At 71.7% G+C, this 25,682-nt stretch carries 21 protein-coding genes and 1 pseudogene; 11 read left to right on the top strand and 11 right to left on the bottom strand.

Annotation, left to right across the window (positions count from 1 at the left end):
- Position 1 precedes the first annotated feature (1 nt).
- Positions 2-1,081 carry a MerR family transcriptional regulator gene (locus AB0B57_RS24830; protein ID WP_357074302.1) on the top strand — a complete coding sequence of 360 codons (1,080 nt, stop codon included), beginning with the start codon at positions 2-4 and terminating at the stop codon, positions 1,079-1,081.
- Positions 1,082-1,121: 40 nt separating this feature from the next.
- Here AB0B57_RS24830 and AB0B57_RS24825 read toward each other — a convergent pair whose 3' ends face one another.
- From AB0B57_RS24825 to AB0B57_RS24800, 6 genes and pseudogenes are all read right to left on the bottom strand, one after another.
- Positions 1,122-2,630, bottom strand: a complete 1,509-nt coding sequence (locus tag AB0B57_RS24825) for a DUF1996 domain-containing protein (RefSeq protein ID WP_357074299.1) — start codon at positions 2,628-2,630, stop codon at positions 1,122-1,124.
- Between the two features lie 254 nt (positions 2,631-2,884).
- Positions 2,885-4,930, bottom strand: a complete 2,046-nt coding sequence (locus AB0B57_RS24820) for a glycogen debranching N-terminal domain-containing protein (protein ID WP_357074397.1) — start codon at positions 4,928-4,930, stop codon at positions 2,885-2,887.
- A gap of 12 nt (positions 4,931-4,942) precedes the next feature.
- Complete coding sequence (locus tag AB0B57_RS24815) at positions 4,943-5,305, bottom strand: SCP2 sterol-binding domain-containing protein (protein ID WP_357074296.1); 363 nt, start codon at positions 5,303-5,305, stop codon at positions 4,943-4,945.
- 81 nt (positions 5,306-5,386) lie between these two features.
- Positions 5,387-6,589: a hypothetical protein gene (locus tag AB0B57_RS24810; protein ID WP_357074293.1), complete on the bottom strand. Its 1,203-nt coding sequence runs from the start codon at positions 6,587-6,589 to the stop codon at positions 5,387-5,389.
- Positions 6,590-6,695: 106 nt separating this feature from the next.
- A pseudogene (locus tag AB0B57_RS24805) lies at positions 6,696-7,163 on the bottom strand (sigma-70 family RNA polymerase sigma factor); the annotation flags it as partial.
- 111 nt (positions 7,164-7,274) lie between these two features.
- Positions 7,275-8,291 carry a carboxypeptidase-like regulatory domain-containing protein gene (locus AB0B57_RS24800; protein ID WP_357074290.1) on the bottom strand — a complete coding sequence of 339 codons (1,017 nt, stop codon included), beginning with the start codon at positions 8,289-8,291 and terminating at the stop codon, positions 7,275-7,277.
- A gap of 236 nt (positions 8,292-8,527) precedes the next feature.
- Here AB0B57_RS24800 and AB0B57_RS24795 point away from each other — a divergent pair, with 236 nt between their 5' ends.
- The 3 genes from AB0B57_RS24795 (at position 8,528) to AB0B57_RS24785 (ending at position 11,313) form a co-directional block, all read left to right on the top strand.
- On the top strand, positions 8,528-9,478 hold the full coding sequence (locus AB0B57_RS24795) for an SRPBCC family protein (RefSeq protein ID WP_357074287.1): 951 nt from the start codon (positions 8,528-8,530) through the stop codon (positions 9,476-9,478).
- A 25-nt stretch (positions 9,479-9,503) separates the two neighbouring features.
- Complete coding sequence (locus tag AB0B57_RS24790) at positions 9,504-10,676, top strand: zinc-dependent alcohol dehydrogenase (RefSeq protein WP_357074284.1); 1,173 nt, start codon at positions 9,504-9,506, stop codon at positions 10,674-10,676.
- 61 nt (positions 10,677-10,737) lie between these two features.
- A complete protein-coding gene (locus AB0B57_RS24785; protein ID WP_357074281.1) occupies positions 10,738-11,313 on the top strand; it encodes a GNAT family protein in 576 nt (191 codons plus the stop codon).
- On the opposite strand, the gene AB0B57_RS24780 is transcribed toward AB0B57_RS24785, so the two are convergent.
- A complete protein-coding gene (locus AB0B57_RS24780) occupies positions 11,310-12,329 on the bottom strand; it encodes an LD-carboxypeptidase (RefSeq protein WP_357074278.1) in 1,020 nt (339 codons plus the stop codon). The genes AB0B57_RS24785 and AB0B57_RS24780 overlap by 4 nt on opposite strands.
- 378 nt (positions 12,330-12,707) lie before the next feature.
- Here AB0B57_RS24780 and AB0B57_RS24775 point away from each other — a divergent pair, with 378 nt between their 5' ends.
- Complete coding sequence (locus AB0B57_RS24775; RefSeq protein WP_357074275.1) at positions 12,708-13,094, top strand: DUF2267 domain-containing protein; 387 nt, start codon at positions 12,708-12,710, stop codon at positions 13,092-13,094.
- Between the two features lie 30 nt (positions 13,095-13,124).
- Here the strand turns inward: AB0B57_RS24775 and AB0B57_RS24770 are convergent, their stop codons facing one another.
- Positions 13,125-14,603, bottom strand: coding sequence for a glutamate--cysteine ligase (locus tag AB0B57_RS24770; RefSeq protein WP_357074273.1), 1,479 nt, complete (start codon positions 14,601-14,603; stop codon positions 13,125-13,127).
- Positions 14,604-14,757: 154 nt separating this feature from the next.
- Here AB0B57_RS24770 and AB0B57_RS24765 point away from each other — a divergent pair, with 154 nt between their 5' ends.
- Positions 14,758-15,096 (top strand): DUF3817 domain-containing protein, encoded by a 339-nt coding sequence (locus AB0B57_RS24765; RefSeq protein ID WP_357074394.1) that lies wholly within the window; start codon positions 14,758-14,760, stop codon positions 15,094-15,096.
- 21 nt (positions 15,097-15,117) lie between these two features.
- Here the strand turns inward: AB0B57_RS24765 and AB0B57_RS24760 are convergent, their stop codons facing one another.
- Positions 15,118-15,666, bottom strand: a complete 549-nt coding sequence (locus AB0B57_RS24760) for a hypothetical protein (RefSeq protein ID WP_357074270.1) — start codon at positions 15,664-15,666, stop codon at positions 15,118-15,120.
- Positions 15,667-15,808: 142 nt separating this feature from the next.
- Here AB0B57_RS24760 and AB0B57_RS24755 point away from each other — a divergent pair, with 142 nt between their 5' ends.
- Genes AB0B57_RS24755 through AB0B57_RS24745 form a run of 3 tightly spaced genes read left to right on the top strand, consistent with a single transcriptional unit; the run spans position 15,809 to position 19,827 of the window.
- On the top strand, positions 15,809-16,933 hold the full coding sequence (locus AB0B57_RS24755) for a Vms1/Ankzf1 family peptidyl-tRNA hydrolase (RefSeq protein WP_357074267.1): 1,125 nt from the start codon (positions 15,809-15,811) through the stop codon (positions 16,931-16,933).
- Positions 16,926-18,680, top strand: coding sequence for a thiamine pyrophosphate-binding protein (locus AB0B57_RS24750; protein ID WP_357074264.1), 1,755 nt, complete (start codon positions 16,926-16,928; stop codon positions 18,678-18,680). Before AB0B57_RS24755 ends, AB0B57_RS24750 begins: the two co-directional genes overlap by 8 nt.
- A 49-nt stretch (positions 18,681-18,729) precedes the next feature.
- Positions 18,730-19,827 (top strand): iron-containing redox enzyme family protein, encoded by a 1,098-nt coding sequence (locus AB0B57_RS24745; RefSeq protein ID WP_357074261.1) that lies wholly within the window; start codon positions 18,730-18,732, stop codon positions 19,825-19,827.
- Positions 19,828-20,180: 353 nt separating this feature from the next.
- Here the strand turns inward: AB0B57_RS24745 and AB0B57_RS24740 are convergent, their stop codons facing one another.
- On the bottom strand, positions 20,181-20,411 hold the full coding sequence (locus AB0B57_RS24740; protein ID WP_357074258.1) for a CDGSH iron-sulfur domain-containing protein: 231 nt from the start codon (positions 20,409-20,411) through the stop codon (positions 20,181-20,183).
- Between the two features lie 270 nt (positions 20,412-20,681).
- On the opposite strand from AB0B57_RS24740, the gene AB0B57_RS24735 reads away from it, so the two are divergent.
- Entirely contained in the window at positions 20,682-22,124 is a 1,443-nt protein-coding gene (locus AB0B57_RS24735; protein WP_357074255.1) for a hypothetical protein, read from the top strand.
- A 223-nt stretch (positions 22,125-22,347) separates the two neighbouring features.
- Complete coding sequence (locus AB0B57_RS24730) at positions 22,348-23,496, top strand: SigB/SigF/SigG family RNA polymerase sigma factor (RefSeq protein WP_357074252.1); 1,149 nt, start codon at positions 22,348-22,350, stop codon at positions 23,494-23,496.
- A 74-nt stretch (positions 23,497-23,570) separates the two neighbouring features.
- Here the strand turns inward: AB0B57_RS24730 and ctaD are convergent, their stop codons facing one another.
- A complete protein-coding gene (gene ctaD / locus AB0B57_RS24725; protein WP_357074249.1) occupies positions 23,571-25,562 on the bottom strand; it encodes a cytochrome c oxidase subunit I in 1,992 nt (663 codons plus the stop codon).
- Positions 25,563-25,682 lie beyond the last annotated feature (120 nt).

The following is a 25,682-nucleotide window of genomic DNA, read 5'->3' as shown; positions in this document are numbered from 1 at the left end:
GGTGTTGATCGGTGACGTGGCGCGCCGGTCCGGGGTCAGCGCCCGCATGCTCCGGCACTACGACTCGCTCGGCCTGGTCCGACCGACCGGCCGGAGCGGCGCTGGCTACCGGGAGTACTCCGACGAGGACATCCGGCTGATCTTCCAGGTCGAGAGCCTCCGGTCCCTGGGCCTGTCGCTACGTGACGTCCGGCGGGCGCTCGACGATCCCGGCTTCACCCCCTCCGACCTCGTCCACGACCTGATCCAGCGGACACGGCAGCGCATCGCGGATGAGCTGGACCTGCTCACCCGACTGCGTCGGATCGGTGCCGCCGACCCCGCCGACTGGAAGGACGTCCTCCAGGTCGTCGCGCTCCTACAGGCCCTGGGCTCACCGAGCGCGGGCAGGCGTCAGCGCGCGGCACTGTCCTCGGTCGGCGGAGGTCCGGTGCCCGTGGAGGCTCTCGTCGAGGCGGCGCTGAACGAGAGCGACCCGAACGTCGCCGGAGCCCTGCGATGGGCGCTGGCACAGTCGGGGGACAGCGGCCTGGCCCTGCTCGCGGTCGGCCTACGCGCACCACAGGCAGAGGTACGCGAGCGGGCCGTCCAGACCATCGCCGAGATCCCGCACGACGCGGCGACCGACGTGCTGCGGGACGCCCTCACGAACTCCGACGTCGTGGTCCGCAGGTACGCGGCGCTGGCGCTCGGGGCGCGGCGGGTGGTGGACGCGATCCCGACGCTTGTCGACATGGTCGTCGAGGAGACGAGGGACGCCGAGGCGGCCGACGTGTTGGCCGCGTTGGCGAGCGAAACCGCGGTGGCGGAACGGATCGCGACCAGCCTCGTCGACTGCCTCGCCCGGGGGACCCTGGCACCATCCGCGCGTCGGCGGCTGACCGAGGCGCTGGCGGACATCCCCGGCGACACCGCCGAGCGCGCCCTGGTGGACCTGTCACGGGACGACGACCGCGTCGTCGCGCTGACGGCGACATCCATCCGTACGCTCCGCACGGGGGGCGGGAGTCGCCGCACCGGGTTCGGAGAGATTCGCACCTGTCCCGAGCCGGCCACGATGCCGGACGACCCCCTCGCCTGAGCGAGGGGGTCGTCCGGTGGCAACGGTGTGGGTGCGCCGGTCAGCCGCCGGCGAACGTGACCTCGGTGCCGCACTTGGCGTTCTGGTTGAGGCAGGACTTCACCAGGGCGCCGAGGCGTGCCGGCTCCCAGGCGTTCATGAAGTCGCCGTGCATGGACGACGGTTTGCCGGAGGAGAGCGTGAGACCGTCACCGCCCAGCGACTGGTAGTTGACCATGAAGGACAGGTCCGGCACGGCCACCGGGTACTTGCCGGTGCAGACACCGTTCACCGGGTCACCCATGTGCGACTTGTGGTCGGGTGAGTCGATGTTCTTGCCGTCCCAGCAGTCCTTGAACACCAGTTGGAAGATCAGGTTGCCGCCCGGGGCGCAGACCGGCCAGTTGCCGTCGGCGCTGCGGCCGATCTCGGCGCTGCCGGCGCACCAGAACTGATTGCTACCGGCGTTCTTCGGGGTGTCCACCTGCCGCTTGGCGTCACCTTCGACGACCCGCAGGCCCGGCGGGAAGGGCTTCACGGTCGACGGGTCCTTGACCCGCGAGCCGTAGTAGACGCGCATGCTCTTGATCGGGACCGGCTGACCGTCCTTGCGCAACTCCGGAGTCCAGTAGGCGCTGTTGTCACCCGGGGCGTTGCAGTTGGTCGTCGCGGAGAGCAGCTTGTCGGTCGTGGTGAAGGAGTCGATCTTCGGACCGAAGAAGGTGTGCATGTGCGAGGCGCCCGGCAGGGCGGGCACGACGATCGGGTCGTCCGGCGCCGAGTTGGCGACCTCGCAGTCGGTGTGGAACTCGGGAACCCGGGTGGTCCCCGGCGGCACCGCCTTCGGGGTGAGGGCGTCGAAGGCGGCCAACTCCCTGCTCCACCGGGCCTGGTCGACCGGTACCCAGCCGGCTGCCGGCGCGCCCGGCGGGACGGACGTGGAGGCGGACGCCGACGGGGTGGGCCTCGGCGTGGGCGAGGCGGTGGGCGTCGCCGAGGCGCTCACCGGCACGCTCGGCGACGAGCCCGCCGCGGGGCCGAACGTGAACCAGTTCAGGTTCACGAAGTCCGACGGCGAGGTGCTTTTCATGACAGCGAAGACGGTCTGCGGGCCGGCCGGCACGCCGGACGCCTGCGCCGTGACAGTCGTCCACTTCTGCCAGCCGCCGGTCTGCGCGATCGGGAAGGTGGCAAGCAGTTGACCGTCCGGCGCGGCGAGGTGCAGCTCGACCGTGCCGCCGGTGGCGTTCTGCGAGGAGACCCGGGCCGTGAGGTCGGCGCCGGTGATCGACACGGCGTCGTAGCGCAGCCAGTCGCCGCTGGCCAGCCAGCCGACATTCCGGCCGCCGTCGGCGTCGCCGGTGCCCTCGGTCTGCGCCCCGGAGTGTGCCGCGAAGGCCTCGGCCTGGACCCGGCCGGGCACGGCGACCTCTTCGGCCTGGGCGCCGGCGATGTAGATGCCGCTGGCACCCAGTGCGGCCACGACGGCGACGGAGAGCGAGATGCGGGTGCGGCGGCGACGCTTTCGCGCCCGGTCCGCCGGTGCGACATGCGCGGGGGGAGTCCGCATTACCAGTGTTTTCCTTTGCGTCGGCGACAAATCTTTTGACGAAAGGAATTATGGGTGCGCCGAGGGCTGACAACAACTTGCGGACGAAGAATTAAGGAGGGTGACCGGCAAGTCTCCTGGCTGCGGTCGTGTCCGTGCCAGATGACAGTTTTTCGGTCGGGCAACCTTAATTCTTTGTTAAGTGCCTGAGGTGCCGGGGCGCGTGTCCCCGGCGAATGGGTGATTACAGTTTTTGGAGATAAATCTTGCTCCGATTATTGCCGTTGGTCGGGGCGGTGGCGGGCGAAGGCGTCGGCCTTGCCCCAGCGGCCGGGAACGTCCAGCAGCGCGACCCGTCCGAAGATGGAGGGCAGCGCGGGATCCACGGCCAGGTGGTCCTCGTGCGGGTTGAGGCCCAGCATGGTACGGATCAGCAGCATCGACGCTCCGCTGGACCACGCCTGCGGGCTGCCGGCGGTGGGGTACCGGACCGGGTAGCGGGTGGTGTTGCGGTCGAACCCGCCGAACGCCTCGGGGAGCCGGCCCTGGAAGTAGGTCGCGGCGGACAGGATGCTCTCGGCGATGCGCGCCGCCTCGCTGGCGAACCCGTAGCGGCGCAGGCCCCAGGCGATGAACGAGTTGTCGAACGGCCAGACCGTGCCGTTGTGGTAGCCGAGGGGGTTGTAGCGGCGTTGACCCTCGGCGAAGGTCCGCACACCCCACCCGGAGAACAGCGCCCGACCCATCAGGTGGTCGACGACCTGCGGTGCCCGCTCCGGCGGCACGATGCCGCTCCACAGCAGGTGCCCGATGTTGGACGACAGACTGTCGACGGGGGTGCCGTCGTGGTCGAGCGCCAGGGCGTAGTAGCCGCGGTCGGCCAGCCAGAAGTCCCGGTTGAACCGGTCGTACAGCGCCGCCGCCTCCCGCTCCAGCCGGTCGGCGAAATCAGGGTCACCCCAGACGGTACGGGCCAGCCGGGCCCCGCGGATCTTGGCGTCGTAGGCGTACCCCTGGGTTTCGCAGGTGGCCCGCGGGAAGCCCGGCATTCTTCCGTCGGCGTACGAGATGCTGTCCCAGGAGTCCTTCCAGCACTGGTTCTCCAGGCCGGTGACGTGGTTGCGCCGCTCGTACCAGATGTAGCCGGTGGACGTCAGGTCCGCGTAGTTGTCGATCCACGCCAGGGCGGCGCGAGCCTCCTGCTCCAACTCCCGGACCAGGGCGGTGTCGCCGCTCCACCGTTCGTACTCGTCGAGCAGCACCACGAACAGCGGCGACGCGTCCACCGTGCCGTAGTACGGGGAGTGCGGTTGTTCCTCGAACGCGGCCGACTCCCCGTAGCGCAGCTCGTGCAGGATCCGGCCGGGATCCTCCTCCAGCACGTCGTCGGTGCGGACACCCTGGAGCGAGGCGAGGATCCGCAGCGTCGGCGGGGTCAACGACGGGGTGATGGGCAGGGTCTGTAGGCAGGTCAGCAGGCTGTCGCGGCCGAACAGGGTCATGAACCAGGGCAACCCGGCGGCGGGCACGGCCGCGCCACTCAGCGAGAGCGGGGCGAAGCGCAGGGCCGCCAGGTCGACCAGGCTGCGGTGGTACACCTGCTGGAGCGCGGCGCTCTCGGTGTCCAGGGTCGGGGCCGCCGCGACCCAGGCCCGCAGGCTGGTGGGCAGGGTGGAGTCGTCGGGCCGCAGAGCCCGCAGCGCGGAGCGCAGGTCGACGCCGTCCGGACGCAGCGCCAGCATGGCGACCTGCAACCGCGTCGACCACTGCTCGCCGGGGGCCAGGCGGATCGTGAACCGCAGGCCGTCCGGGTCGAACTCGGCGGGCTCACTCGCCGACACGACGACCTCACGTCGGTAGGTGCCGCGCCGGTAGCCCAGGCGCAACTCGTCCGGGCCCACGTGGGTGTAACTGGTGCCGGTCTTGTCACCGATGTCGAACTTGATCTCGAAGATGTCGGCGAAGTCGGCGGCCACCTCCAGCCGGATGTCGAGGTCCGTGTCCCGCTCGCCGTAGTTGAAGATCGTCAGCGATTCGGTGAGGTCCGGGCCGATGCGCCTGCGCCGGATGGCCGACACGTCGGCCTGGACGTAGTCGACCGCCGCGCCCGGCACCACGAAGAACGTCACCTCGTAGTACTGGCTGTCGTCCACCGACAGCGCGGTCATGCACTCGCCGTTGACGAACAGCATCCAGCGGGACAGGAAGCGGGTGTCGGCGGCGAACAGCCCGACCGGTGTGGCGGGGGACGACTCCACATCGCCGCTGGCGTCGGACACCATGAAGGTGTTCCCGTCGATACACGACACGGTGCCCGGGATGTCCCTCATCGGTCACGTCCCACTGGCCTGGCCGCCGCTCTGCAGCGGCCCGGGCTCCCGCGGGAACAGCCGCCCGAGCCGCAGGGCCAGACCGAGGTCTCCGTCGACCATGATGTCGCCTCGGGTGATCGCCGCCAGGCCGTTCACCTCACCGCGCGCCATCGCCTCCGCTACCTGCGCGGACACCATGATGACTGTGGTGGCGGGGTCGGAGCTCCTGGTCACCCGCATCCGACCGTGATCGATCACCAGGAGCCACTGCTCCAGCTGAGCGCCGTCGCGGATGTCGAACCGCACGCTCCCGCACACCTTCTCGAACCGCGGATCCTGGCCGGCGACCGTCAACCGCTCGAAGAACGCACTGGTCGCCGTCATCCCACCTCCCCCGGGCGCTGGTAGAAGCGCATGCCGGCTACCCGGTGCGGCTCGGTGTTAACTCCGGGCGGCACTCCTTCTTCAGGGTTTGAGCGCGAAGCGGCTCCAGGTGGTCGCGTCCGTGGTGACGAGCAGGTGGTCGGGCTCCGCCCCGTCGTCGCGGCCGAAGAGCCAGGCGTACCCGGGTGTCACACTGATCGACCCGACAACCGGGCCGTAGTCCCGCGCGACAGTGAAGTGGCTCCCGCCGTCCCGGCTGACCAGGAGCCGCGCGAGCTCGTTGGGCTCGGTGCCCCCGTTGGTGCTGGTCGCGAGCAGGGAGCCGTCCGACCCCACAGTGAGGTCCCACGTCTGCCGCGGCAGGTGGGCGCCGGTGTCCGTCCAGGTCTTCGCGCCGTCCGTGGTGCGCAGCAGCCGGATCCCGCCGCTCGTCGTCGACGGTTCGGCCAGCGCGTACCCCTTTCGGTCGTCGAGCCCGACCACCGCGACCACGTTCGCGTCGTCGCCCGCGTCCCAGGTGGTCCAGGTCGCGCCCCCGTCCACGCTGCGGGCGACTGTCGACCCCGAGGTTCTTCCCATCCGGTACACCGCCCAGATCGAGCCGTCGGCAGCCGGGTAGAGGCTGTACAGGGGACGCCACGAGGGTGCCGTGGTGAGGCGGTACACGGTGCCGTTCGACGGATCCACCGCGAGTGGTTCGGCCAGCGGCCGACAACCGAACCCGCAGAAGACCGGCCGGGCCGTCGCCGGGAACCTGGACACGGCGACGATCGCGGTGCTTCCGTCCCGCCAGGTGCGACCGTAGTCGGTGGAGAGACGGGGCAGGCCGGCGTCGCTGACCAGGTAGGACCGGTCGCTGAGCACGGCGACCTGGACCGGACCGGCCGGTGTCGCGGTGCGGGCGCTGGCCGCACACCTGGTGCCCCGGAACAGGGCCGCGTCCCAGTCCGACCAGGTCCGGCCGCGGTCTCCGGTGTACGTGAAGCGCACCACGCAGCCGTCCTCGGACACGTCGACGTCGACCCCCGATTCCGGCCCGGTGAGCGTGAAGTCGTCCCCGTGCACGGGCGACGGTTGCGTGGGGGCCACCGGGTCGGCCCGGTCCGCCCCCGCCACCAGCGGCAGGACAGCCAGCCCGGCCAGTGCGACAAGTGCTGTCGCCACCATCGCGACCGACCGCTGTCGGCGCGACCGGGCGGTGGAGCGCAGGGTGTCGAAGGGCGGCGGTGACACGGCCTCGGTGAGGGTGTCCACGTCGAACCCGGAGAACTCACGACCGGACATCGATCCTCCCGGTTTCCGTAGCGTCGGTGGCGCGCTTCGTGCCAGTGCCGGTGTCGGCCGCAGTGCCCGTGCCGGCGCCGGCGGCGGCATCGGGGGTGTCGGTGTCGGCGAGCAGCGCCGCCAGGGCCTGCCGACCCCGCGACAGTCGGGACTTCACAGTCCCGGCCGACACGCCCAGCGTGGCCGCGACCTCGTCCACCGGCAGGTCGACGAGGTAGTGCAGAGCCAGGGCGTGCCGCTGCCCCTCCGGCAGCACGCGCAGCGCGGCGAGCAGGGCGAGGTGCTCCGGGGAGTGGTCGGCGACGGCCGGCGGCGGGCCGATGCGGCGCAGCAGCCCGTCGAGCACCCGGCGCCGCCGGTACCGGCTGCGGGCCCAGTTCACCGCGACTCGGCGCAACCACGCCTCCGGGTTGTCCAGCGCGGCGAAGCGCCGTGGTGACACCAACGCCCGGGTGAACGCCTCCTGGACCGCCTCCTGCGCCTCGGTCAGGTCGCCGGTCACCGCGTACACCTGGACCACCAGGCGTCGGAAACAGCCGGCGTACAGCTCGGAGATCAGATCGCAGTCGGACACCGTCACCCCCCTTCTCCACCATTCCCACCTTTGGGCCGGGAAGAAGGTTCCGGTGGCCGGCCAGAATATGCGGACCGGCGAGGTTCGGCTGTCGGTACGGGCCAGCGACTCCTACCGGAGGTCGAAGTCCAGAACGACCGGCGCGCGTCGGACCCGTACGGGGGTCGCGGTGTCGAAGTCGGCCGCGTCCCGGTGCCAGACCGGCGGGGCGTACGCGCAGTCGCAGCGCAGCTTCACCCGCTGCCCGGGGAGCAGGCGCAGGGTGTAGCCGGTGCCCACGTCCGCCACGCCGGCCAGGTCCCCGGTGGCCGTGTCGAACGCGATCACCTGGGCGTAGGTGAGCAGCTCGTCGACGCGTACCGCGCCGCTGACGAGCGTGCCGGCGGGCAGCGCCTGGTCCAGGGCTACCGTCTGGTGGGCACGCACCCGCACCGACCGCGCCTGCTGCCGACTGCCCACCCCACCGGACCACACGGTCGCCAGCCCGCTCGCCGCGAACTGCACCGGCCAGTGGTACGGCCCGAGGCCGGTGATCGTGTAGCGGCCGTTCTCGTCGGTGGTCGGGCCGTGGTCGTCGTACTTCGGGTGCGGCACATACGGCACCACCATGGCCAGCGCACGATAGACCGGAGCGCCCGTCGCCGCGTTGGTCACCACTCCGACGACGGTGCCCGGCGGGTCGAGCCGGATGGTCGGCGCGCTGGTCACGACGCCGGGTCGCACCTGAATCACCTGTGCCCGCTCGCGTTCACCGGTGCCGCCGTGCCGGCCGACCCACTGCCAGCCGTGCGCCGTCGTGTCGTAGGGGCGCACCAGCAGCCGGTACCTCCCCGGGGCGACGTCGGAGGCCACCAGGACGCCCTGCTCGTCGGCGCAACCCCCGTACCGTCCGAGTTGGTCCTCACCGATGCCGACTGCCGACAACGCGGCGGCGTCCACCGGGAGGAGTGCGGCGCAGGCCCGGGGCACCGGTGCGCCGGTCGTCGCGTCGCGCACGACGGTGCGGACGACGCCGGGCGCGGGCGTCGCCGACCCGGGGGTACGCGCGGCAGCCGGCGCGGCGGCCGGCACGACGAGCAGTGCGACGGTGACGGTGGCGGTCAGGTGGCGCAGGAGAGCCCGGCTCATGGGGGTGTCCTTCCGGCGGCGCGGCGGGTTGGGCCGAAGGTAACGGCTTCAAGCGATCCAAATCGGTCAATGTCGCGATGTTGACCGGTGCCGTAGGCGTTCACGCCTCCGTTGTCGCGTTGGACGTTCTACCCCGAACCTGGCGCATACGGCACGTCTACGACATAGCGTCACGGGGGCGGAACCACCACCACGGCCGCTCCGCCGGCCGTCACGTCCAACGGAAGGGACCAGGCATGACCCGGATCGACACCGTGCTCCTGCCCGAGCTGGACGGGCCGGTGCCGGCGACGCTGCCGAGCACCCTGGGCCTGCTGAGCCTGGCCCTGGGCGTGGGCGCCCTGGTCGCGCCCGGACCCCTGGCGCGACTGACCGGGGTGGACGACTCCCCGTCCGCGCGGGCCGTGCTGCCGGCCGTCGGCCTCCGGGAGGTGGGCAGCGCCGCCGGTCTGCTCAGCGGGCGCCGCCCCGCCGGCTGGGCCTGGAGCCGGGTGGCCGGCGACGCCATGGACCTGACCCTGCTCGGGCGGGCCCTCGCCGACCGCGACGGTGAACGCCGCCGCCGGGTCGCACTGAGCACCCTCGCGGTCGCCGGCATCACCGCCGTCGACGTGCTCTGCGCCGTACGGATCGGGCGGGCCCAACGGGCCCGGGCCCGGATGATCCGGATGGAGATCGCGGTGACCGTCAACCGTTCACCCGCCGAGGCGTACCGGTTCTGGCGGGACATGGAGAACCTGCCCCGGTTCATGGCACACCTGGAGTCCGTACGCGCCGACGACCTGCGCCGCTCGCACTGGATCGCCCGTGGCCCGGCCGGTCACCGCGTCGAGTGGGACGCCGAGATCATCGACGACCAACCGAACAAGTCGATCACCTGGCGTTCGCTGCCGGGCACCCGGGTGCCCAACGCCGGACGGGTCCGGTTCGTGCCCGCACCCGGTGACCGGGGCACCGAGGTCCGGGTCGAGCTGCGGTACGCGCCGCCGGCCGGCCCGCTCGGGCGGGTGGTGGCGAAACTCTTCGGCGAGGAGCCCGAGCAGCAGGTCCGTGACGACCTGCGCCGCTTCAAGCAGGTGCTGGAGACCGGCGAGGTGGTCCGCTCCGAGGGCAGCCCCAACGGCATCTCCGTACGCCAGCAGGCCATGCAGCGCCCCGCCCAGCCGCTGCCGCCGTCGCGCCGATGACCGCCCGCTCCGAAAGGGACCGACCATGAAGGCCACCGCCTGGATGGGCACCGACAGCGTCAAGGTGATCGACGTGCCCGACCCGAAAATCATGAACGCCCGGGACGCGATCGTCCGGATCAGCACCACCGCGATCTGCGGCTCGGACCTGCACCTCTACCACGGCTACATCCCCGCGATGCGCAGGGGCGACATCCTCGGCCACGAGTTCATGGGCGAGGTGGTCGAGGTCGGTCCGCAGGTGCGCAACCTCAAGCCCGGCGACCGGGTGGTGGTGCCCTTCCCGATCGCCTGCGGGCACTGCTCGTCCTGCCAGCGCGGCCTCTACTCGGTCTGCGAGAACTCCAACCCGAACGCCGGCATCGCCGAGAAGATCATGGGCCACTCGCCGGGTGGCATCTTCGGCTACTCCCACCTGCTCGGCGGCTACGCCGGCGGTCAGGCCGAGTACGCCCGGGTGCCGTTCGCCGACATCGGCCCGCTCAAGGTGCCCGACGAGGTCCGCGACGACCAGGCGGTCATGCTCGCCGACGTGTTCCCGACCGGCTACATGGGCGCCGAGATGTGCGACATCAAACCCGGCCAGGTGATCGCGGTCTGGGGCGCCGGGCCGGTGGGTCTGTTCGCCGCCGCCAGCGCCCGGCTGCTCGGCGCGGAGCGGGTGATCGTCATCGACCGGTTCGCGTACCGGTTGCGGCTGGCCGAGGAGCACATCGGCGCCGAGACGATCAACTACGAGCAGGCGGACGTGCTGGACACCCTGAACGAGATGACGGCCGGACGAGGGCCCGACGCGTGCATCGACGCGGTCGGTCTGGAAGGCCACCACGGCAACGCCGCCATGTACGCCTACGACCGGGCGAAGCAGGTCGCCCGGGTCGAGACGGAACGGCCGTTCGCCCTGCGCCAGGCGATCCTCGCCTGCCGCTCGGGTGGGGTGGTCTCGGTCGTCGGCGCGTACGGCGGTTTCGTCGACAAGTTCCCGATGGGCGCGTTCATGAACCGTTCGCTGGTCATGCGGACCGGTCAGTGCCACGTCCAGCGCTACACCCGGCCGCTGCTGGAGCGCATCCAACGCGGCGAGATCGACCCGAGCTTCATCGTCAGCCACCGGATGCCGCTGCGCGACGCCCCGAAGGGCTACAAGATCTTCCAGAAGAAGCAGGACGAGTGTACGAAGGTGCTGCTCACGGTCTGACCGGCGGCGCCTCCCTGCTGCCGGGACGACCGCGGTGTGGGTTGGCGGCTAGCGTGTCGCCATGGATCACGGTGGCACGTCGGTGCCGGTGACGGCAGATCTCACCGTTCGGCTGCGACCCGTCGCCGAGCCCGACCTGGCGATATTTCGGCGGCTCTGCACCGAGCCGGGCCTGATCGGTCTGGACTGGGCCGGCTTCCGCGACGCTGGGGCGCCGGCTCGGCGGTTCGCCGTCGACGGCTACCTCGGCGAGGACGACGGGCGGCTCATCGTCGAGGTCGAGCAGGAGCGGGCAGCCGCAGGCCTCGTCAGTTACATCTCCGGGCGTTACGCCGGGCGGGCGTCGTACTGGGAGATCGGCATCTTTCTCCTGCCGCAATGGCGCGGGCGGGGGATCGGCTGGCGGGCGCAGGCGTTGCTCTGCGACTACCTGTTCCAGCACACGCCGGCGCAGCGCATCCAGGCCGGCACCCACCCGGAGAACATCGCCGAGCAGCGGGCGCTGGAGAAGGCCGGCTTCCAGTTGGAGGGCGTCGTGCGGGCCAGTGAGTTTCGGGCCGGCCAGTGGCGCGACGCCTACCTCTACAGCCGGCTGCGCGACGACCTGTCCCCCTGGGCCGCGGTGACGGGAGGCTAGCGCGGCCGGACTCCCGGCTCCACCGTCAGGGTCCCCGCCTCGGCATCGATCGTGGCCCGTGCGCCGAGCGGAACGGTGAGCTGCCCGTTGCCATGCCCCAGCCGTAGCCCGCCCAGGACCGGCACGCCAAGGTCGTACAGGCGGTCCTTCAGCACCGCCGCCGCGTCCCACTCGCCGGGTTCGCCGACGCTGTTGGTGATCTGGCCGATGACCACCCCGGCAACCCTCGACAACACGCCCACCCGGCGCAGCTCGGTCAGCATCATGTCGATGCTGTACGGAGCCTCGTCGACGTCCTCGAAGAACAGGATGGCGTCGTCGAACTTCGGGATGTCACCGGCACCCAGCGAGGTGGAGAGCAGGGTGAGGCAGCCACCGAGCAGAGGGCCCGACGCGCGCCCTGGCACCAGCACGGGCGCCGCCGTCTCGGCCGGGTCCCGGACGATCGTCACGGGTGCGGTGGTCATCACCGCCCGGCGAAGCGCCTCGGCCGAATCAGGGCCGGTGCGGTCGTCGCTCCAGTTGACCATCGGACCGTAGAAGGTGACCAGGCCCGTCTCGCGCCAGAGCTTGCCGTGGATGCTGGTGATGTCGCTGAACCCGACGACCACCCGGGGATCCCGGCGAACGCCGGACACGTCGATGCGATCGACGATCCGCTGGGTGCCGTAACCGCCACGGGCGGCGAAGACCGCACGGATCCCCGGGTCGTTGAGCGCGGCGTTGAGGTCGGCCAGCCGCTGCGCGTCGGTGCCGGCCAGATAGCCGTACTTGGCGAAGACGTGCGTGCCCAGCTCGACCTCCAGGCCCCAGCTTCGCAGGATCTCGATGCCGCGGGCCATGTTCGTGGGGTCGGGAGTGCTGCCGGGCGACACGACCCGGACCCGATCGCCGGGCGCCAGCGCCGGAGCCCGCAGCGCACGCTTCGCACCAGCCGGCGCGGCCTGCGCGGGCCCGGTCTCCAACCCGCCGGCGAGCACCGCGCCACCGGCCGCCGCCGCTCCCATCCGCAGCATGTGTCGACGGGACAGGGGCACCCGCGCGGGCCCTCGGGTCGAAGCTGGGTCTGGTCCTGACGTGGCCATCGGCATCCCCTCGTCTGACGATGTGCGAGCCGCCACAGCCTACGACAGTCATCGACGCCAGGCGGGGTCCACAACGGACGGTCCCCAGTCGACGGACGCGCGATGCCCCGGTGGGCTTCCCGCGCGGCCCGACCCGGCCGCACTGGCGATCCGAGTGCCGTGACTGGCGGGTTTCGTGCGGGTCCGACCGCCGATGGCGGGAAGTCCGGATCCGCGCGTGACCCCGTTTGTGGCCAGTGAGCCTGGGAACTCGCCCCGTTCGTCCGCAGGCAGGCCCGACGGCAGGTCGAGGAACCGAAGGAGCGGAGCATGGAGTACGAGCAGATGATCGCCACGGTACGACAGCGAGCTGGCCTCGGCGAGAACGAGGCCGTGCGGTCCGTACAGGCAGTCCTGTCGGTGCTCGGCGAACGGCTCGCCGGACAGGAGGCCGACCACCTCGCGGCGCAGCTACCCGAGCGGCTGAACGGGTCCGTCACCCGCAATCCGCAGGGCCGCCGGTGGGACGTCGGCGAGTTCCTGAAGAACGTCGGGGACCGCGAACAGGTCGCGAACGCCGACCAGGTGCGTCAACACGCCCAGGCGGTGCTGCGTACCGTCGCCGAGGCGCTCGATGACGACGAACGACACGACCTGCTCGCCCAGCTTCCCGGCGGCATCATCGATCTCTTCGGTGTGCCCACCCCGCGCGGCTGAGCCCCGCGCCAGTCGGGCCACCGGGGGCGCTCACGGGATCGGCCACTCGTGCACCGGCCGGTTGCTGTGCATCAGGTCCACGTAGTGGCGGACCACCTCCCGCAGCGCCGCCGGCCGGTCCAGGTGGTCGGCCGACTCCAGTCGGTGCAGCGTCTCCACCTGCCAGCTCGCGCCGTTGCGGCTGGTCAGGCAGCGCTGCTCGATGATGCCGAGCAGCCGGTCGCGTTCGCCCGGGTCGAGCCCCCACCCGTCCAGGCCGTGGTGTGCCATCGGCAGCAGCCGGCGCAGCACCAGCTCGGTGACGGGCAGATAGCCGAGGCCGGGCCAGAAGACCTGCGCGTCGATGCCGTGCCGGGCGCAGTTGGTGAAGTTTTCCTCGGCGGCGCTGAACGACATCTGCGACCACAGTGGCCGGTCGGATTCGGCAAGGGCACGAACCAGCCCGAAGTAGAAGGCACCGTTGGCGATGGTGTCCAGCACCGTCGGGCCGGCGGGCAGCACCCGGTTTTCCACCCGAAGATGCGGTCGGCCACGGGACACGTCGTAGACCGGGCGGTTCCACCGGTAGACGGTGCCGTTGTGTAGGCGCAACTCGGCGAGATTGGGCACCTCACCGGCCGCGAGGGTCTGCGTCGGGTCCTCCGGGTCGCATACCGGCAACAGCGCCGGGAAGTAGCGCACGTTCTCCTCGAACAGGTCGAACACGCTGGTGATCCAGCGTTCGCCGAACCAGACTCTGGGGCGTACCCCCTGGGCCTTGATCTCTTCCGACCGGGTGTCGGTGGCCTGCTGGAACAGCGGGATGCGGGTCTCGCGCCACAGCTCCCGGCCGAAGAACAGCGGCGAGTTCGCACCGACGGCGACCTGGATGCCGGCGATCGCCTGGGCGGCGTTCCAGTAGTCGGCGAACTGGGCCGGGCTGACCTGCAGATGGAACTGGGTACTGGTGCAGGCCGCCTCCGGGGTGATGGTGTCGGCGGTGACCGCCAGGCGTTCCACCCCGCTGATGGCGATCGGCAGATCCTCACCGCGCGCCGCGAAGATCTGCTCGTTGAGCAGCTTGTAGCGGGGGTTGGCCGAGAGCGTCTCGGCGGTCAGGTGCTCGGGGCGCAGCGTCGGCAGGATCCCGATCATGACCATGTGCGCGCCGATCGCCCGCGCCTTCACCTCGGCGGCGTTCAGGCTGGCCCGCACGTATTCTTCGAAGTCGGCGGTGCCGGTGCCGGTCAGTCGCCGCGGCGGCACGTTGATCTCGACGTTGAACTGGCCCAACTCGGTCTGGAAGCTCTCATCGGCGATGGCCGCCAGCACGTCGGCGTTGCGCATCGCCGGATTCGACGCCTCGTCGACCAGGTTCAGCTCGATCTCCACGCCGGTCATCGGCCGGTCGACGTCGAAACGCGACTCGCGCAGCATCTCGGCGAAGACATCCAGACAGCGGCGGACCTTGTCGCGATAGCGGGCCCGATCTTCTCGACTGAAGGTCCGTACGCCGACGTCCTCGCCCATCGTCACCACCCTGTCACCGCTGGTTCCCCCTAACCTCGCACGTCCTCGTCGGGCGGGGGAACACCCAATGGACCTCTTCTACCCAGCTGACCACCCTGATAGCCCAGTCAGACCATCCCGATAGCATTGCCGGTCGAGAGGTGGTGGCGTGCGGATGCGCGAGAAGGTGACCCGGCTGTTCGTCGCGGCGGCGATCGCCGAGGCTTGCTCCTGGTTGGCCCTGCTGGTCGGCATGCTCATGAAGTACGGCCCGCCCGGCAACGAGCTGGGCGTGCAGGTCTTCGGGCCGATCCACGGCGGCCTGTTCATCGCGTATGTCGTGTTGACGCTGGCCGTGGCCCGGCTGCACCGGTGGAGCCTGCTGGCCACGGCGGTCGCCCTGATCAGTGCCGTGCCGCCGTTCGCCACCCTGGCCTACGAGCGCTGGGCTCGCCGCCGGGGGATGCTCGGCGTCGACCGCCAACCGGCCCGCGAGCCCGCCCCGGTCGGCTGACCGGGGCGCCTGCCTGAGCGGTCAGGTGAGTGCGGAGCAGGCCGTGACACCGGCGAGCAGCAGCGCGCCCAGGAACGCCTGCAACAGCAGCGGCGGCCCGAGGTGCGACCAGAGCGTCGCGGTGCGCGGGGTGAGCAACTGCCCGGTGGTGAGGTTGACGATCCGCTCGATGCGCGGCGGCAGCTCCGGGTCGCGTTGCGGGCGCAGGGTGAGCTGCACCTGGTCCGCCGGGTGCAGGGCGCTCTGCGGCAGATGCCCGTGCAGCTCCACCTCGCAGAGCTGGCCGGCGGTGTTGCGCAGACGCACCGGGACGACCAGGTATTCCGGGCCCTTCTTCAGCTCCTTCCACCGCCGGCGGGTGCCGCCACCGCCGAACGAGAACAGCGCGCGCAGCAGCAGGGCGGGCAGCCGGGCGATCGCCGCCGCGGCGAGCACCGCCACCAGCACCGGCTGACCGACGCGTATCTCGCGCGTGTAGCCGTCGAGCAGGCGGATCAACCGCCCGGTGACGATCCTTTCGGTCGGATGCACGATCCGTCGGGTTTCGAGTCCGCTGTCCATTCCCACCACCGAGAGTCCGCTTGTGTGCACAGATCGTATCGACGTCCTGAGTTGAACGACGTGAATGAAACCTGGTCACGGGCTCACGGCCGCGAGGTGACATCCCCGGCGACCCGGGTAAGCGGGGGGCCGAGCTGGAAAGGGGTCGAGCATGCAGCTGTCCTTCCTGCGCCCGCTCTACGACCGTCCCGGGCCGTGGTGCTCGGTGTACCTGGATGCCTCCGCCGACACGGAGGACGCCAAACCCGCGCTGGACCTGCGCTGGCGCGCCCTACAGAGTCGCCTGACCGAACAGGGCGCGGACGAGGCGAGCATCGCCGCGTTGGACCGGGTGATCCGCGGACACGACCCGATGGTCGGCGACTACGGACTGGCGGTCTTCGCCAGCCACGGTCGGGTGGTCCTCTCCGAGTACCTGTCCGCGCCACCACTGCGCGACCTGGCCAGTTTCGCGCCGCTGCCACACGTGATGCCGCTGCTCGCCCAACGCGGCGAACAGGTGGCCTGGGTACGTGTGGTCGCCGACCGGCTCGGCGCCGACGCGATGGCGGTCAGCGCCGGCGGGGTGCCCCGCCGGGCGCACGTCGCCGGCCGCGACGAGTTCCCGCTGCGGCGGACGAAGCCCGGCGGCTGGTCCCAGTCGCGCTACCAGCGGGCGGCCATGGAGGCGTGGCACCAGAACGCCGGCGACGTCACCGCGGCCACCGTGCAGTTGGCCGACCAGGTCGGCGCGGACGTGGTGGTGGTCGCCGGTGACGTCCGCGCCACCGGGATGATCGCCGCCCAGATGCCGGAGCGGTGGCAGGACCTGGTGGTCCGCACCGATGCCGGGTCGCGGGCCGGGGGCGCCGACCAGACGATGCTGGACGACCTCACCGTGCAGACCATCGCGGAGATCGCCGACCAGCGGATCAGCGCCGCGCTGGACAAGTTCGGTGTGCAGGAGGACGTGGGCGGCGGCCTCGACGCGGTCGTCTCGGCCCTGCAACGCAACCAGGTGGACACCATGCTGATCGTGGACGATCCGTCGGCCGACGGTGAGCTGTGGATCGGCGCGCAACCCACCGAGATCGCCGTCGACCCGGGGCAGTTGGCCGCCATGTCGGTGGCCGACCCGCAACGGGTACGCGCCGACGCGGCGCTGGTCCGCGCGCTCGTCGGCACCGACGCGGCACTGACCGTGCTGGGCGCGGACGAGGCACCAGACCTCACCGACGGGGTGGGTGCGGTGCTGCGCTACGTCGACCCCAGCACACCGGGGCGCGGCAATGGCTGAGCGCCGGGTGGCAGATCTCGTGGTGGAACGGCTCCTGGCCTGGCGGGTGCCCCGCGCCTTTGGCTACCCGGGCGAGGCGATCACCCCGCTGATCGAGGCGTTGGACCGCACCGGCGGCGAGCCGGCGTTCGTCCCGGCCCGGCACGAGGAGACCGCCTCGTTCATGGCCACCGGGCACGCCAAGTTCACCGGCGGCATCGGGGTCTGTCTCGCCACCCAGGGGCCCAGCGCCGTGCAGCTGCTCAACGGCCTCTACGACGCCAAGCTGGACAGCAAGCCGGTGGTGGCGATCGTCGGGGAGGACATCTCCGGGCCGCTCGGCGCCGCGCACCAGGAGATCGGGTTGAGTCGGCTCTTCGGCGACGTGTGCAACCAGTTCGTCCGCTACGGGCGCAACCCCGAGGACGTGGCCGCCCTGCTGGACCAGGCGTTCCGGACGGCGGCGGCGACCCGCAGCCCCACCTGTGTCGTACTGCCCCGGCAGTTGCAGGAAACCCTGGTGCCCGACGTGCAGACGTACGCCGCCGGGGTGGTCTCGGCCACCCCCGGTGAGCCGCTGGCCCGGGTGCTGCCGCACGAGGCGGACCTCGACGCCGCCGCGCAACTGCTCGGTGGCGGTCAGCGCGTCGCGATCCTGGTGGGTCAGGGTGGGCGGGACGCGGCCGCCGAGATCATCGAGGTGGCCGACCGGCTCGGTGCCGGGGTGGCCACGTCACTGCTGGGCAAGCCGGTGCTCGACGAGCGGTTGCCGTTTCACACCGGAGTGCTCGGCGAGGTCGGCACCGCGGCCGCGGCCGAGCTGATGGGCGGCTGCGACACGCTGCTGATGGTCGGCACCAACGACCCGTGGACCGGCTACTTCCCGATGCCGGAGCAGGCCCGCACGGTGCAGATCGACATCGACGGCCGGCGGATCGGCACCCGCTACCCGGCCGACGTGCCGTTGGTCGGCGATGCCGCCGAGACGCTGCGGGCGTTGCTGGCCCGGCTGCGGGGTCGTCCCGAACAGCGGTGGCGCGCCACCGTGGAGAGCTCGGTGGACCGGTGGCGGGAGATCGCCGCCGGACGGGTGGCCGCGTCCGCCGACCCGGTCAACCCGCAGCTCGTACTCCAGGAGTTGTCCGCCCGCCTGCCGGGCACCGCGGCGGTCGCGGTCGACGTCGGTTCGGTCCTCTACTGGTACGCCCGGCACCTCACCCTGCCACCCGGGGTGAACGCGCAGCTCTGCGGCACTCTCGGGTCGATGGGCTGTGCGCTGCCGTACGCGGTGGCCGCCAAGCTCGCCGCCCCCGACCAGCCGGTGATCGCGCTGCTCGGCGACGCGGCGATGCAGCTCAACGGGCTCGCCGAGCTGATCACCGTGTCGCACCACTGGCAGAGTTGGCGTGACCCTCGGCTGGTGGTGCTGGTGCTCAACAACCGGGATCAGAGCGGCACGGGTGGCGGGCGGCAGCCGTCGTCCGATCCGGGCAACCGCCGCCCCGATGTGCCGTACGCCGGTTGGGCCCGCCTGCTCGGGCTGCACGGTGTGCGGGTGGACCGCCCGGAGTTGGTCGGCGCGGCCTGGGACGAGGCCCTCGCCGCGGACCGTCCCTGCGTACTGGAGGCGGTTGTCGACCCGGCGGTGTCGCTGGCGCCGCCGGAGCCGGCGTTCGCGGACCTGCGCGGCCTGTACGCCGACGGCGCTCCGGCCCGCAAGGTCCGCGAGCAGGTGGAGATCACCGCGAACGCCGAAGACCTCGTTTAGCTGCCCTCGGCCAGGGCATCAGTAGCGGCCCGACGACGCTGGAGGTCCCATGTCCGAGCAGGTTGACGGCCGCTACGGCCCCGCAACACTGCCACGATCGCGCGGCCCGCTCTCCACCGCGGTGCTCGACGCTCTCCGGCGCCCGCCGCACGACCTGCCGGCTGGTCTCGGCACCGACCTCGATCCGGCCGACCCGATCACGGACGAGGACCTTCAGCTCACCCTGTTCCTCTGCTACGAGCTGCACTACCGGGGCTGGCGCGGCGTGGACGAGGCGTGGGAGTGGCAGCCGACGCTGCTCGCGTTGCGCGCCGAAGCCGAACGGCCCTTCGCGGCGGCGCTGCGCCGGCTGGTCGGCGTACCGTCGGTGCCGGCCGCCGGGGTGGCCGCCGGCCTGGCCGAGCTGGTCGCGGCCGACGACGGGCCGCCGCTGGCCGCGACGCTGCAACGACGCGCCGATCTCAGCCAGTTCCGCGAGTTCGTCGCCCACCGCTCCGTCTACCACCTACGCGAGGCGGACCCGCACAGCTGGGCCCTGCCCCGCCTCGGTGGGCCGGCGAAGGCCGCGCTGGTGGAGATCCAGACCGACGAGTACGGCAACGGCCGGCTGGACCGGATGCACGCCGAGTTGTTCCGGCGCACCCTGCAACGGCTGGGCATGGACACCTCCTACGGCGCCCACCTGGACGCGGCACCCGCGGTGACCCTGGCGACAAACAACCTGATGTCGCTGTTCGGGCTGCACCGGCGGTGGCGCGGCGCGCTGCTCGGGCACCTGGCCGCGTTCGAGATGACCTCCTCGCTGCCGAACCGTCGCTACGGCAACGGGCTGCGCCGGCTCGGCCTCGACGAGGTGGCCACCCGCTTCTACGACGAGCACGTCGAGGCCGACGCGGTACACGAGCAGATCGCCGCGCACGACATGTGCGGCGGCCTGGTCCGCGCCGAACCGGCCCTCGCCCCCGACGTGCTCTTCGGCGCGGCGGCCGGGCTCGCGGTGGACCGGCTGTTCGCCGCGCACCTGCTGGACAGCTGGGCCGCCGGCCGCAGCTCGCTGCGGGCACCCGCCCCGCCGGCCCTGCCGCCCAAGGTCCCGCTTGTCGCGTTGCCCGCGGTGGCCCCGCCGGCCCCGCCCGCGCTCGTCTGAGCCGAGGCGACTGGCACCTTAGGAAGCCGACGGATCACGCCCAGGCGGGGTGGGGTCGGCTGTTGAGCGCCGCCTGTTGGGCGCCGGGTGTTGAGCGCCGGGTGTCGAGCGCCGGGTGTCGAGCGCCGGGTGTTGAGTGCCGGCTGTTGGGGGGCGTGCTGCGCGGGTTCGTCCCTTTGCTCTGCACCCGCCCATGCGCCAGTTACGCAGCGTGCGTGGTGCGCGGGCGGGTGCAGAGCAAAGGGGGCGTGTCTTGGTGCGGTCCGTCCGCGTGCTCTCGCCGCGCGACGCGGCGGCGCGGCGACGCGGCGAGGTGGGCGACGCGGCGCGGCGGGGGACGCGGTGACGTGGGGTCAGCCCTCGCGGGTGGTGCCGGCCCGGAAGTTGACCGCCTTGTGGGTGCCGTCGCAGAACGGCTTGAGCGCCGACTTGCCGCACCTACACAACGCCACCGTGCCCCGGCGCGCGTCGATGTGCTCGCCGTCCGGCGTGACCAACGCGAAGTCGCCGCGGACCAGCAGCGGTCCGTCCTCGTACGGGGTGATCGTGGCGGCGGCTGATTCGCTGGTGTCGTCGGTGCGCATGGCCCCGGAAGTGCCCGTCTTGGGGCCGGCGAAACCGGGTCGTCCGTCGAGGTCGACTCGGGTTTGGTGAAACCGCGGTATCCCGCCCGCACGGCCACCGCGATTTCGTAAGGGCCGAGTCGATCTGCCCTCGGCCGACCCGCTCCCGCCGTCCTCGGCCGATCGTCGCCGAACGGCGGTGATGACCGGCGCACGCCGCTGACCAGCGGAATGTGCTGCCGGGTGGGTGATGCCCCGTTTGAACCCCATCGGGACGGGAAGCCGGGCCGCGTGGTGAGCGAAAGAGGCAAGGTGGGGCCGGTGCACAAGGTGCACAAGGGGCTCACGGCCGATGGCGCCGGTCTCGCTGGCGACCGGGTCGTGGCCGTGGGCAGCGCCGCCCGGGTGTTGGTCGCCGCCACCGCCCGGGCCCTGCGTGGCGTGGACTGCGCCGACCTCGGGCACACCGGGCCGACGTCGCGGTTCCCGGGCGCCCCGGAACCGGTACGCCGCGCCGCGGTCACCCGCGCCGCCGGTCGGGTCGCGCTCACCGTGGACCAGACCGACGAGGTGGACGCCGCCCGGGTGGCCCGCTGGTTCGTCGACCAGTACCCCCGCCGGCGCTACCCCGGGGTGCTGATCGGCTCACCGCACGGCGCGGCGGCACACCTCGCGGTCGCTCTCGGCGTGCCGTGGTTGCCGGCCGGCTTCGAGATGAGCGTGCACTGGCCCGACGGCGCGGTGGACCGCCCGGCGGACGCACTGGAGCACGGTGCGGCACTCGCCGTGCGGCTGCTCGCCGGCAACGCCGACCTGCACCTGCGCCAGGTGCACTGCCCGGCCAGCCGGGGCCCGCTGATCGGGGCCACCGTGTCGCTGGCCGCCGCGTGGACGGCCCTACCGGCCGCGTACGCGCAGTTTCTGGCCGACCGGCTGGTCCCGGGTGCCCCGGTGCTGCTGGTCCGCGACGCGCGCACCTGGCCGGTGCTGGAGCGCGGCCCCGGCCACAGCTTCCAGGTCGGCTGCCCGGCCAGCGGGCTGGACCCGGTCGACTTCCACCCGGACAGCCACGCCCTGCGGCAGGTGCTGCGCTCCGTCGGCGGTGACGCGACCCGCTGGGAGCCACCGGAGGTGTCCGTTCCGTCGGGTTACGCCGAGCACGGCGTCGACCCGGGCTTCGAGCCGGCCGTGCGGGACTGGTCCGCACGGCACGAGCACCCGCTGCACCAGGTGCTGGTGCCCCGGCCGGCGGCACTGAGCGCGGGCGTGGCCGACCTGTACCGGCGGTGGCTGCGCGCCGCCGGCAAGACCGGTGACCGGTTGGTGGTGGAGTGCGGCCGGCTGCTCGACCCGTGGCAGGTGGTGCGTGCGGGGCTGGTGCCGTACTGGTGTGAGAACGCCACCCGGCGCAGCGTCGACGAGGCCGAGTGGTGGTTGGCCGGCAGCGAGGCGTTCAGCTCGGTGGACGTGCTGCCCGAGCCACCCGGGATGCGGTCACCGGCCCTGGCCGGGCTGCCGCAGTGGCTGGCGGTGGCCGGCTTCGGGCGGCGGCGTCGAGCGTTGGACCGCACCACCGCCCGGGGCTACCCGGTCACCTCGGTGCCCACCCGCCGGGCCACCGAGGTGCTGCGTGCCCAGCCGTACGACCTGCCCGCGCCGCCTCCGCTGGGGGCCGCCGAGGCGTTGGCCGTACTCCGGGACAGCGGCGGCCACCAGGGGTTGTTGGTCTCCTGAGGCGGAGCACGCCGAAACTTCCTCGCGAACCCGGGGTCCCGTGATTGAGTACCTACGGAGCGGGAACATCGCTGGCTGCGACGGCCTGATTGCGCTGCGTAGAGGCGGTGTCGCCCGCTGGCATCCCAGTCACTGACCCACTTTTCCGGCCCGGTGCGTGGCTCGACCACGCGCACGACCGGTTTCCCGATCCGGGCGGGGGACCTTCCTGAGGGAGGCGCGGATGTTCGGACAGACGAGCACGACCACGACCACGACCACACCACCACCCACCGAGCGTGGTCTGGAGGACCTCGACGCGGCGGCACTGGCGTACGCGGCCCGGATCGCCGGCCTCCCACCGGAGCGGCGGGGGGAGGCCCGCGACGACCTGGTGCGCTTCGCGCTGCCGTTCGCCGGGCGGCTGGCCCGCCGGTACCGAGGGCGTGGAGAGCCGCTGGAGGACCTGGAGCAGGTCGCCCGGTTGGGGCTGGTCAACGCCGTCGACCGGTATGACCCGGAGCGGGGCTCGTTCACCGCGTACGCCGCGATCACCATCGTGGGCGAGATCAAACGCCATTTCCGGGACCGCACCTGGGGCGTCCACGTGCCCCGCCGGCTGCGGGACCTGATCCTCGAGGTCGGGCAGGCCACCGCCGCACTGACCAGCGAACTGTCCCGGGCGCCGTCGGTGGCCGAACTGTCGGCCCGTCTGGAGACGCCGGAGGCGGAGATCCTCGCCGCGCTGGAGTCGGCGGCCGGCTACAGCCCGGCCTCCCTCAACGCCCCGGTGGGCGGTGAGAGCTCCGCGGAGTTCGGTGACCTGGTCGGCGAGTCGGACAACGCCCTGGAGTCGGTCGACGACCGGGTCACGGTGAGCGGTCTGCTGCACCGACTGCCCTGGCGCGAGCGGCGCATCCTGGCGATGCGCTTCTACGGCAACCAGACCCAGGCCGAGATCGCCGCGCGGTTCGGCATCTCGCAGATGCACGTGTCCCGGCTGCTGTCGCGGGCGCTGACCTGGCTGCGTCAGGCGATGCTCGCCGACGCGCCGCCACCCTGGCAGAACGGTGCCGCCGAACCCGACCCGGGCAAGACCCGGATCTCGGTGAAGCAGAACGGCGACCGGGTGGTGGTCGAGGTCGGCGGCGAGATCGACCGCGACGGCGCGGACCAGTTGCGCCGGGCCATGCTGGAGGCGGTCACCGGCCAGCCCAGCGAGGTGGTCGTCGACCTGGTCGGCGCGGGTGGGTTCGACGCCGGTGGGATCGCCGCGCTGATGGCGGGGCGGGACGCGGCCGAGCGGACCGGCGTGCCGCTGCGGCTGACCCGGGTCCAGCCCGCGGTACGCCGCTCGCTCACCGCCGCCGGCCTGGCACCCGCCCGGGACTGAGCCACCGCCGCCCAGGGCTGAGCACACGACGAGGGCCGACACCACCGGGTGTCGGCCCTCTCGGCGTACGCCGATCAGTGTTCCTCGGGGTTGCCGTCGCTGTGCGGGTGCCGCCAGCGTTCGTGCGGCTTCGGCGCGTCCTCGGCGTCCTTGGGCGCGTCGCTCTGCTCGAAGCTCGGCCGGCGGACGCCCTCGGGCTCCGGCACATCCACCGGCCGGGCACCCGAGCGTGGCGCCGGCTGGTAGTCGGTCGCGTCCCGGGCGCCGTGCGCGCCCTCGGCGGCCGGCGACTCCGGAGTGTGGTGCTCCATCCGCAACTCCTCGGCGAAGTGCTGCGGCGGCTTGGTGGTGCGCTGCGGCAGGTCCCGGCCCAGATCGGCGACGAGCGGGCCGTACTTCAGGTCGAAGGCGGGGCGCTCGGAGCGGATCCGGGGCATCCGGTCGAAGTTGCGCAGTGGCGGCGGGCAGCTGGTGGCCCATTCGAGGGAGTTGCCGAAGCCCCACGGGTCGTCCACCGTCACCACCGCGCCGTACCGCCAGGACTTCCAGGCGTTGTAGATGAAGAACAGCGTGGACAGACCGAGGATGAACGCGAAGATGCTGGAGACGGTGTTGAGCGTGGTGAATCCGTCGCTGGGCAGGTAGTCGGCGTACCGCCGGGGCATGCCCTCGGCGCCCAGCCAGTGGTGCACCAGGAAGGTGCCGTGGAAGCCGATGAACATGGTCCAGAAGTGCGCCTTGCCGAGCCGCTCGTCGAGCAGTCGCCCGGTCATCTTGGGCCACCAGAAGTAGTAGCCGCCGAAGAGGGCGAAGACCACCGTGCCGAACACCACGTAGTGGAAGTGCGCCACCACGAAGTAGCTGTCATGGGTGTGCCAGTCGACCGGCGGGCTGGCCAGCAGCACCCCGGTGAGGCCACCGAGCAGGAACGTGACCAGGAAACCGATGGCGAACAGCATCGGCGTCTCGAAGGTGAGCTGGCCCTTCCACATGGTGCCGATCCAGTTGAAGAACTTCACGCCGGTGGGCACGGCGATCAGGTAACTCAGGATGCTGAAGAACGGCAGCAGCACCTGGCCGGTGGCGAACATGTGGTGCGCCCAGACCGTCATGGACAGCACGGTGATCGCGACGGTGGCCAGCACGATCCCGGTGTAGCCGAACAACGGCTTGCGGGAGAAGACCGGGATGATCTCGGTGATGATGCCGAAGAACGGCAACGCGATGATGTACACCTCGGGGTGACCGAAGAACCAGAACAGGTGTTGCCAGAGCATCGGCCCGCCGGTGACCGCGTCGTACACGTGCGCGTTGAGCAGACGGTCGGCGGACAGCGCCAGCAGCGCGGCGGCCAGCAGCGGGAAGACCAGGATCACCAGCACGCTGGTGAACAGCATGTTCCAGGTGAAGATCGGCATCCGGAACATGGTCATGCCGGGCGCGCGCAGGGTGAGGATCGTGGTGATCAGGTTGACCGCGCCGAGGATGGTGCCGAGCCCGGAGAGCACCAGGCCGAGCACCCACATGTTCGCGCCCACCCCGGGGGAGTTCTCGACGCTGCTCAGTGGGGTGTAGGCGGTCCAGCCGAAGTCGGCCGACCCCTGCGGGGTGAGGAAGCCGGCGACCACCATCAGCCCGCCGAACAGGTAGAGCCAGTAGGCCAGCGCGTTGAGCCGGGGGAACGACACGTCCGGTGCGCCGATCTGGATCGGCACGATGAAGTTGGCGAACCCGAACGCCGCAGGCGTGGCGAACAGCAGCAGCATCACCGCGCCGTGCGAGGTGAAGAGCTGGTTGTACTGCTCCGAGGAGAGGAACTGCAACCCCGGGCGGGCCAGCTCGGCGCGCATCAGCATCGCCTGCAACCCCGCCAGCAGGAAGAACCCGAAGGAGGTCAGCAGGTACAGCAGGCCGATCTGTTTGTGGTCGGTCGTCGCGAGAAACTTGATCAACGAGCTGCCGGGGACCGGTGCTCGTACCGCTCCGGGGAACCCCCCGAAACGGGCCGGTGCCAGGATCGCCGGGCCCCGATCGCGACCGGGTTCCGTGGTTACCCGCTTGGGCATGGCTGCTCACCCCGTCGTGACGGCAGAAAGGACGGGCGTGCCTACCCGACCTTCCCACCATGTAACCAGGCCAGAGCGGTAATTTCGGTCAGATCGCCAGTACCGGCGCAGGCACCCCGA

It is taken from the genome of Micromonospora sp. NPDC049101 (assembly GCF_040648675.1).
Taxonomy (GTDB): Bacteria; Actinomycetota; Actinomycetes; order Mycobacteriales; family Micromonosporaceae; genus Micromonospora.
This window is presented reverse-complemented; position numbering and strand designations above follow the sequence as displayed.

Excerpts from the sequence above, each read along its gene's own strand:
- AB0B57_RS24810 (WP_357074293.1), bottom strand. The coding sequence starts at position 6,589 with ATGTCCGGTCGTGAGTTCTCCGGGTTCGACGTGGACACCCTCACCGAG.
- AB0B57_RS24730 (WP_357074252.1), top strand. The coding sequence starts at position 22,348 with ATGTTCGGACAGACGAGCACGACCACGACCACGACCACACCACCACCC.
- AB0B57_RS24750 (WP_357074264.1), top strand. The coding sequence starts at position 16,926 with ATGGCTGAGCGCCGGGTGGCAGATCTCGTGGTGGAACGGCTCCTGGCC.
- AB0B57_RS24745 (WP_357074261.1), top strand. The coding sequence starts at position 18,730 with ATGTCCGAGCAGGTTGACGGCCGCTACGGCCCCGCAACACTGCCACGA.
- AB0B57_RS24825 (WP_357074299.1), bottom strand. The coding sequence starts at position 2,630 with ATGCGGACTCCCCCCGCGCATGTCGCACCGGCGGACCGGGCGCGAAAG.
- ctaD (WP_357074249.1), bottom strand. The coding sequence starts at position 25,562 with ATGCCCAAGCGGGTAACCACGGAACCCGGTCGCGATCGGGGCCCGGCG.
- AB0B57_RS24800 (WP_357074290.1), bottom strand. The coding sequence starts at position 8,291 with ATGAGCCGGGCTCTCCTGCGCCACCTGACCGCCACCGTCACCGTCGCA.
- AB0B57_RS24765 (WP_357074394.1), top strand. The coding sequence starts at position 14,758 with ATGCGCGAGAAGGTGACCCGGCTGTTCGTCGCGGCGGCGATCGCCGAG.
- AB0B57_RS24790 (WP_357074284.1), top strand. The coding sequence starts at position 9,504 with ATGAAGGCCACCGCCTGGATGGGCACCGACAGCGTCAAGGTGATCGAC.
- AB0B57_RS24780 (WP_357074278.1), bottom strand. The coding sequence starts at position 12,329 with ATGCTGCGGATGGGAGCGGCGGCGGCCGGTGGCGCGGTGCTCGCCGGC.
- AB0B57_RS24795 (WP_357074287.1), top strand. The coding sequence starts at position 8,528 with ATGACCCGGATCGACACCGTGCTCCTGCCCGAGCTGGACGGGCCGGTG.
- AB0B57_RS24770 (WP_357074273.1), bottom strand. The coding sequence starts at position 14,603 with ATGGGCGAGGACGTCGGCGTACGGACCTTCAGTCGAGAAGATCGGGCC.
- AB0B57_RS24815 (WP_357074296.1), bottom strand. The coding sequence starts at position 5,305 with ATGACGGCGACCAGTGCGTTCTTCGAGCGGTTGACGGTCGCCGGCCAG.
- AB0B57_RS24775 (WP_357074275.1), top strand. The coding sequence starts at position 12,708 with ATGGAGTACGAGCAGATGATCGCCACGGTACGACAGCGAGCTGGCCTC.
- AB0B57_RS24785 (WP_357074281.1), top strand. The coding sequence starts at position 10,738 with ATGGATCACGGTGGCACGTCGGTGCCGGTGACGGCAGATCTCACCGTT.
- AB0B57_RS24740 (WP_357074258.1), bottom strand. The coding sequence starts at position 20,411 with ATGCGCACCGACGACACCAGCGAATCAGCCGCCGCCACGATCACCCCG.
- AB0B57_RS24755 (WP_357074267.1), top strand. The coding sequence starts at position 15,809 with ATGCAGCTGTCCTTCCTGCGCCCGCTCTACGACCGTCCCGGGCCGTGG.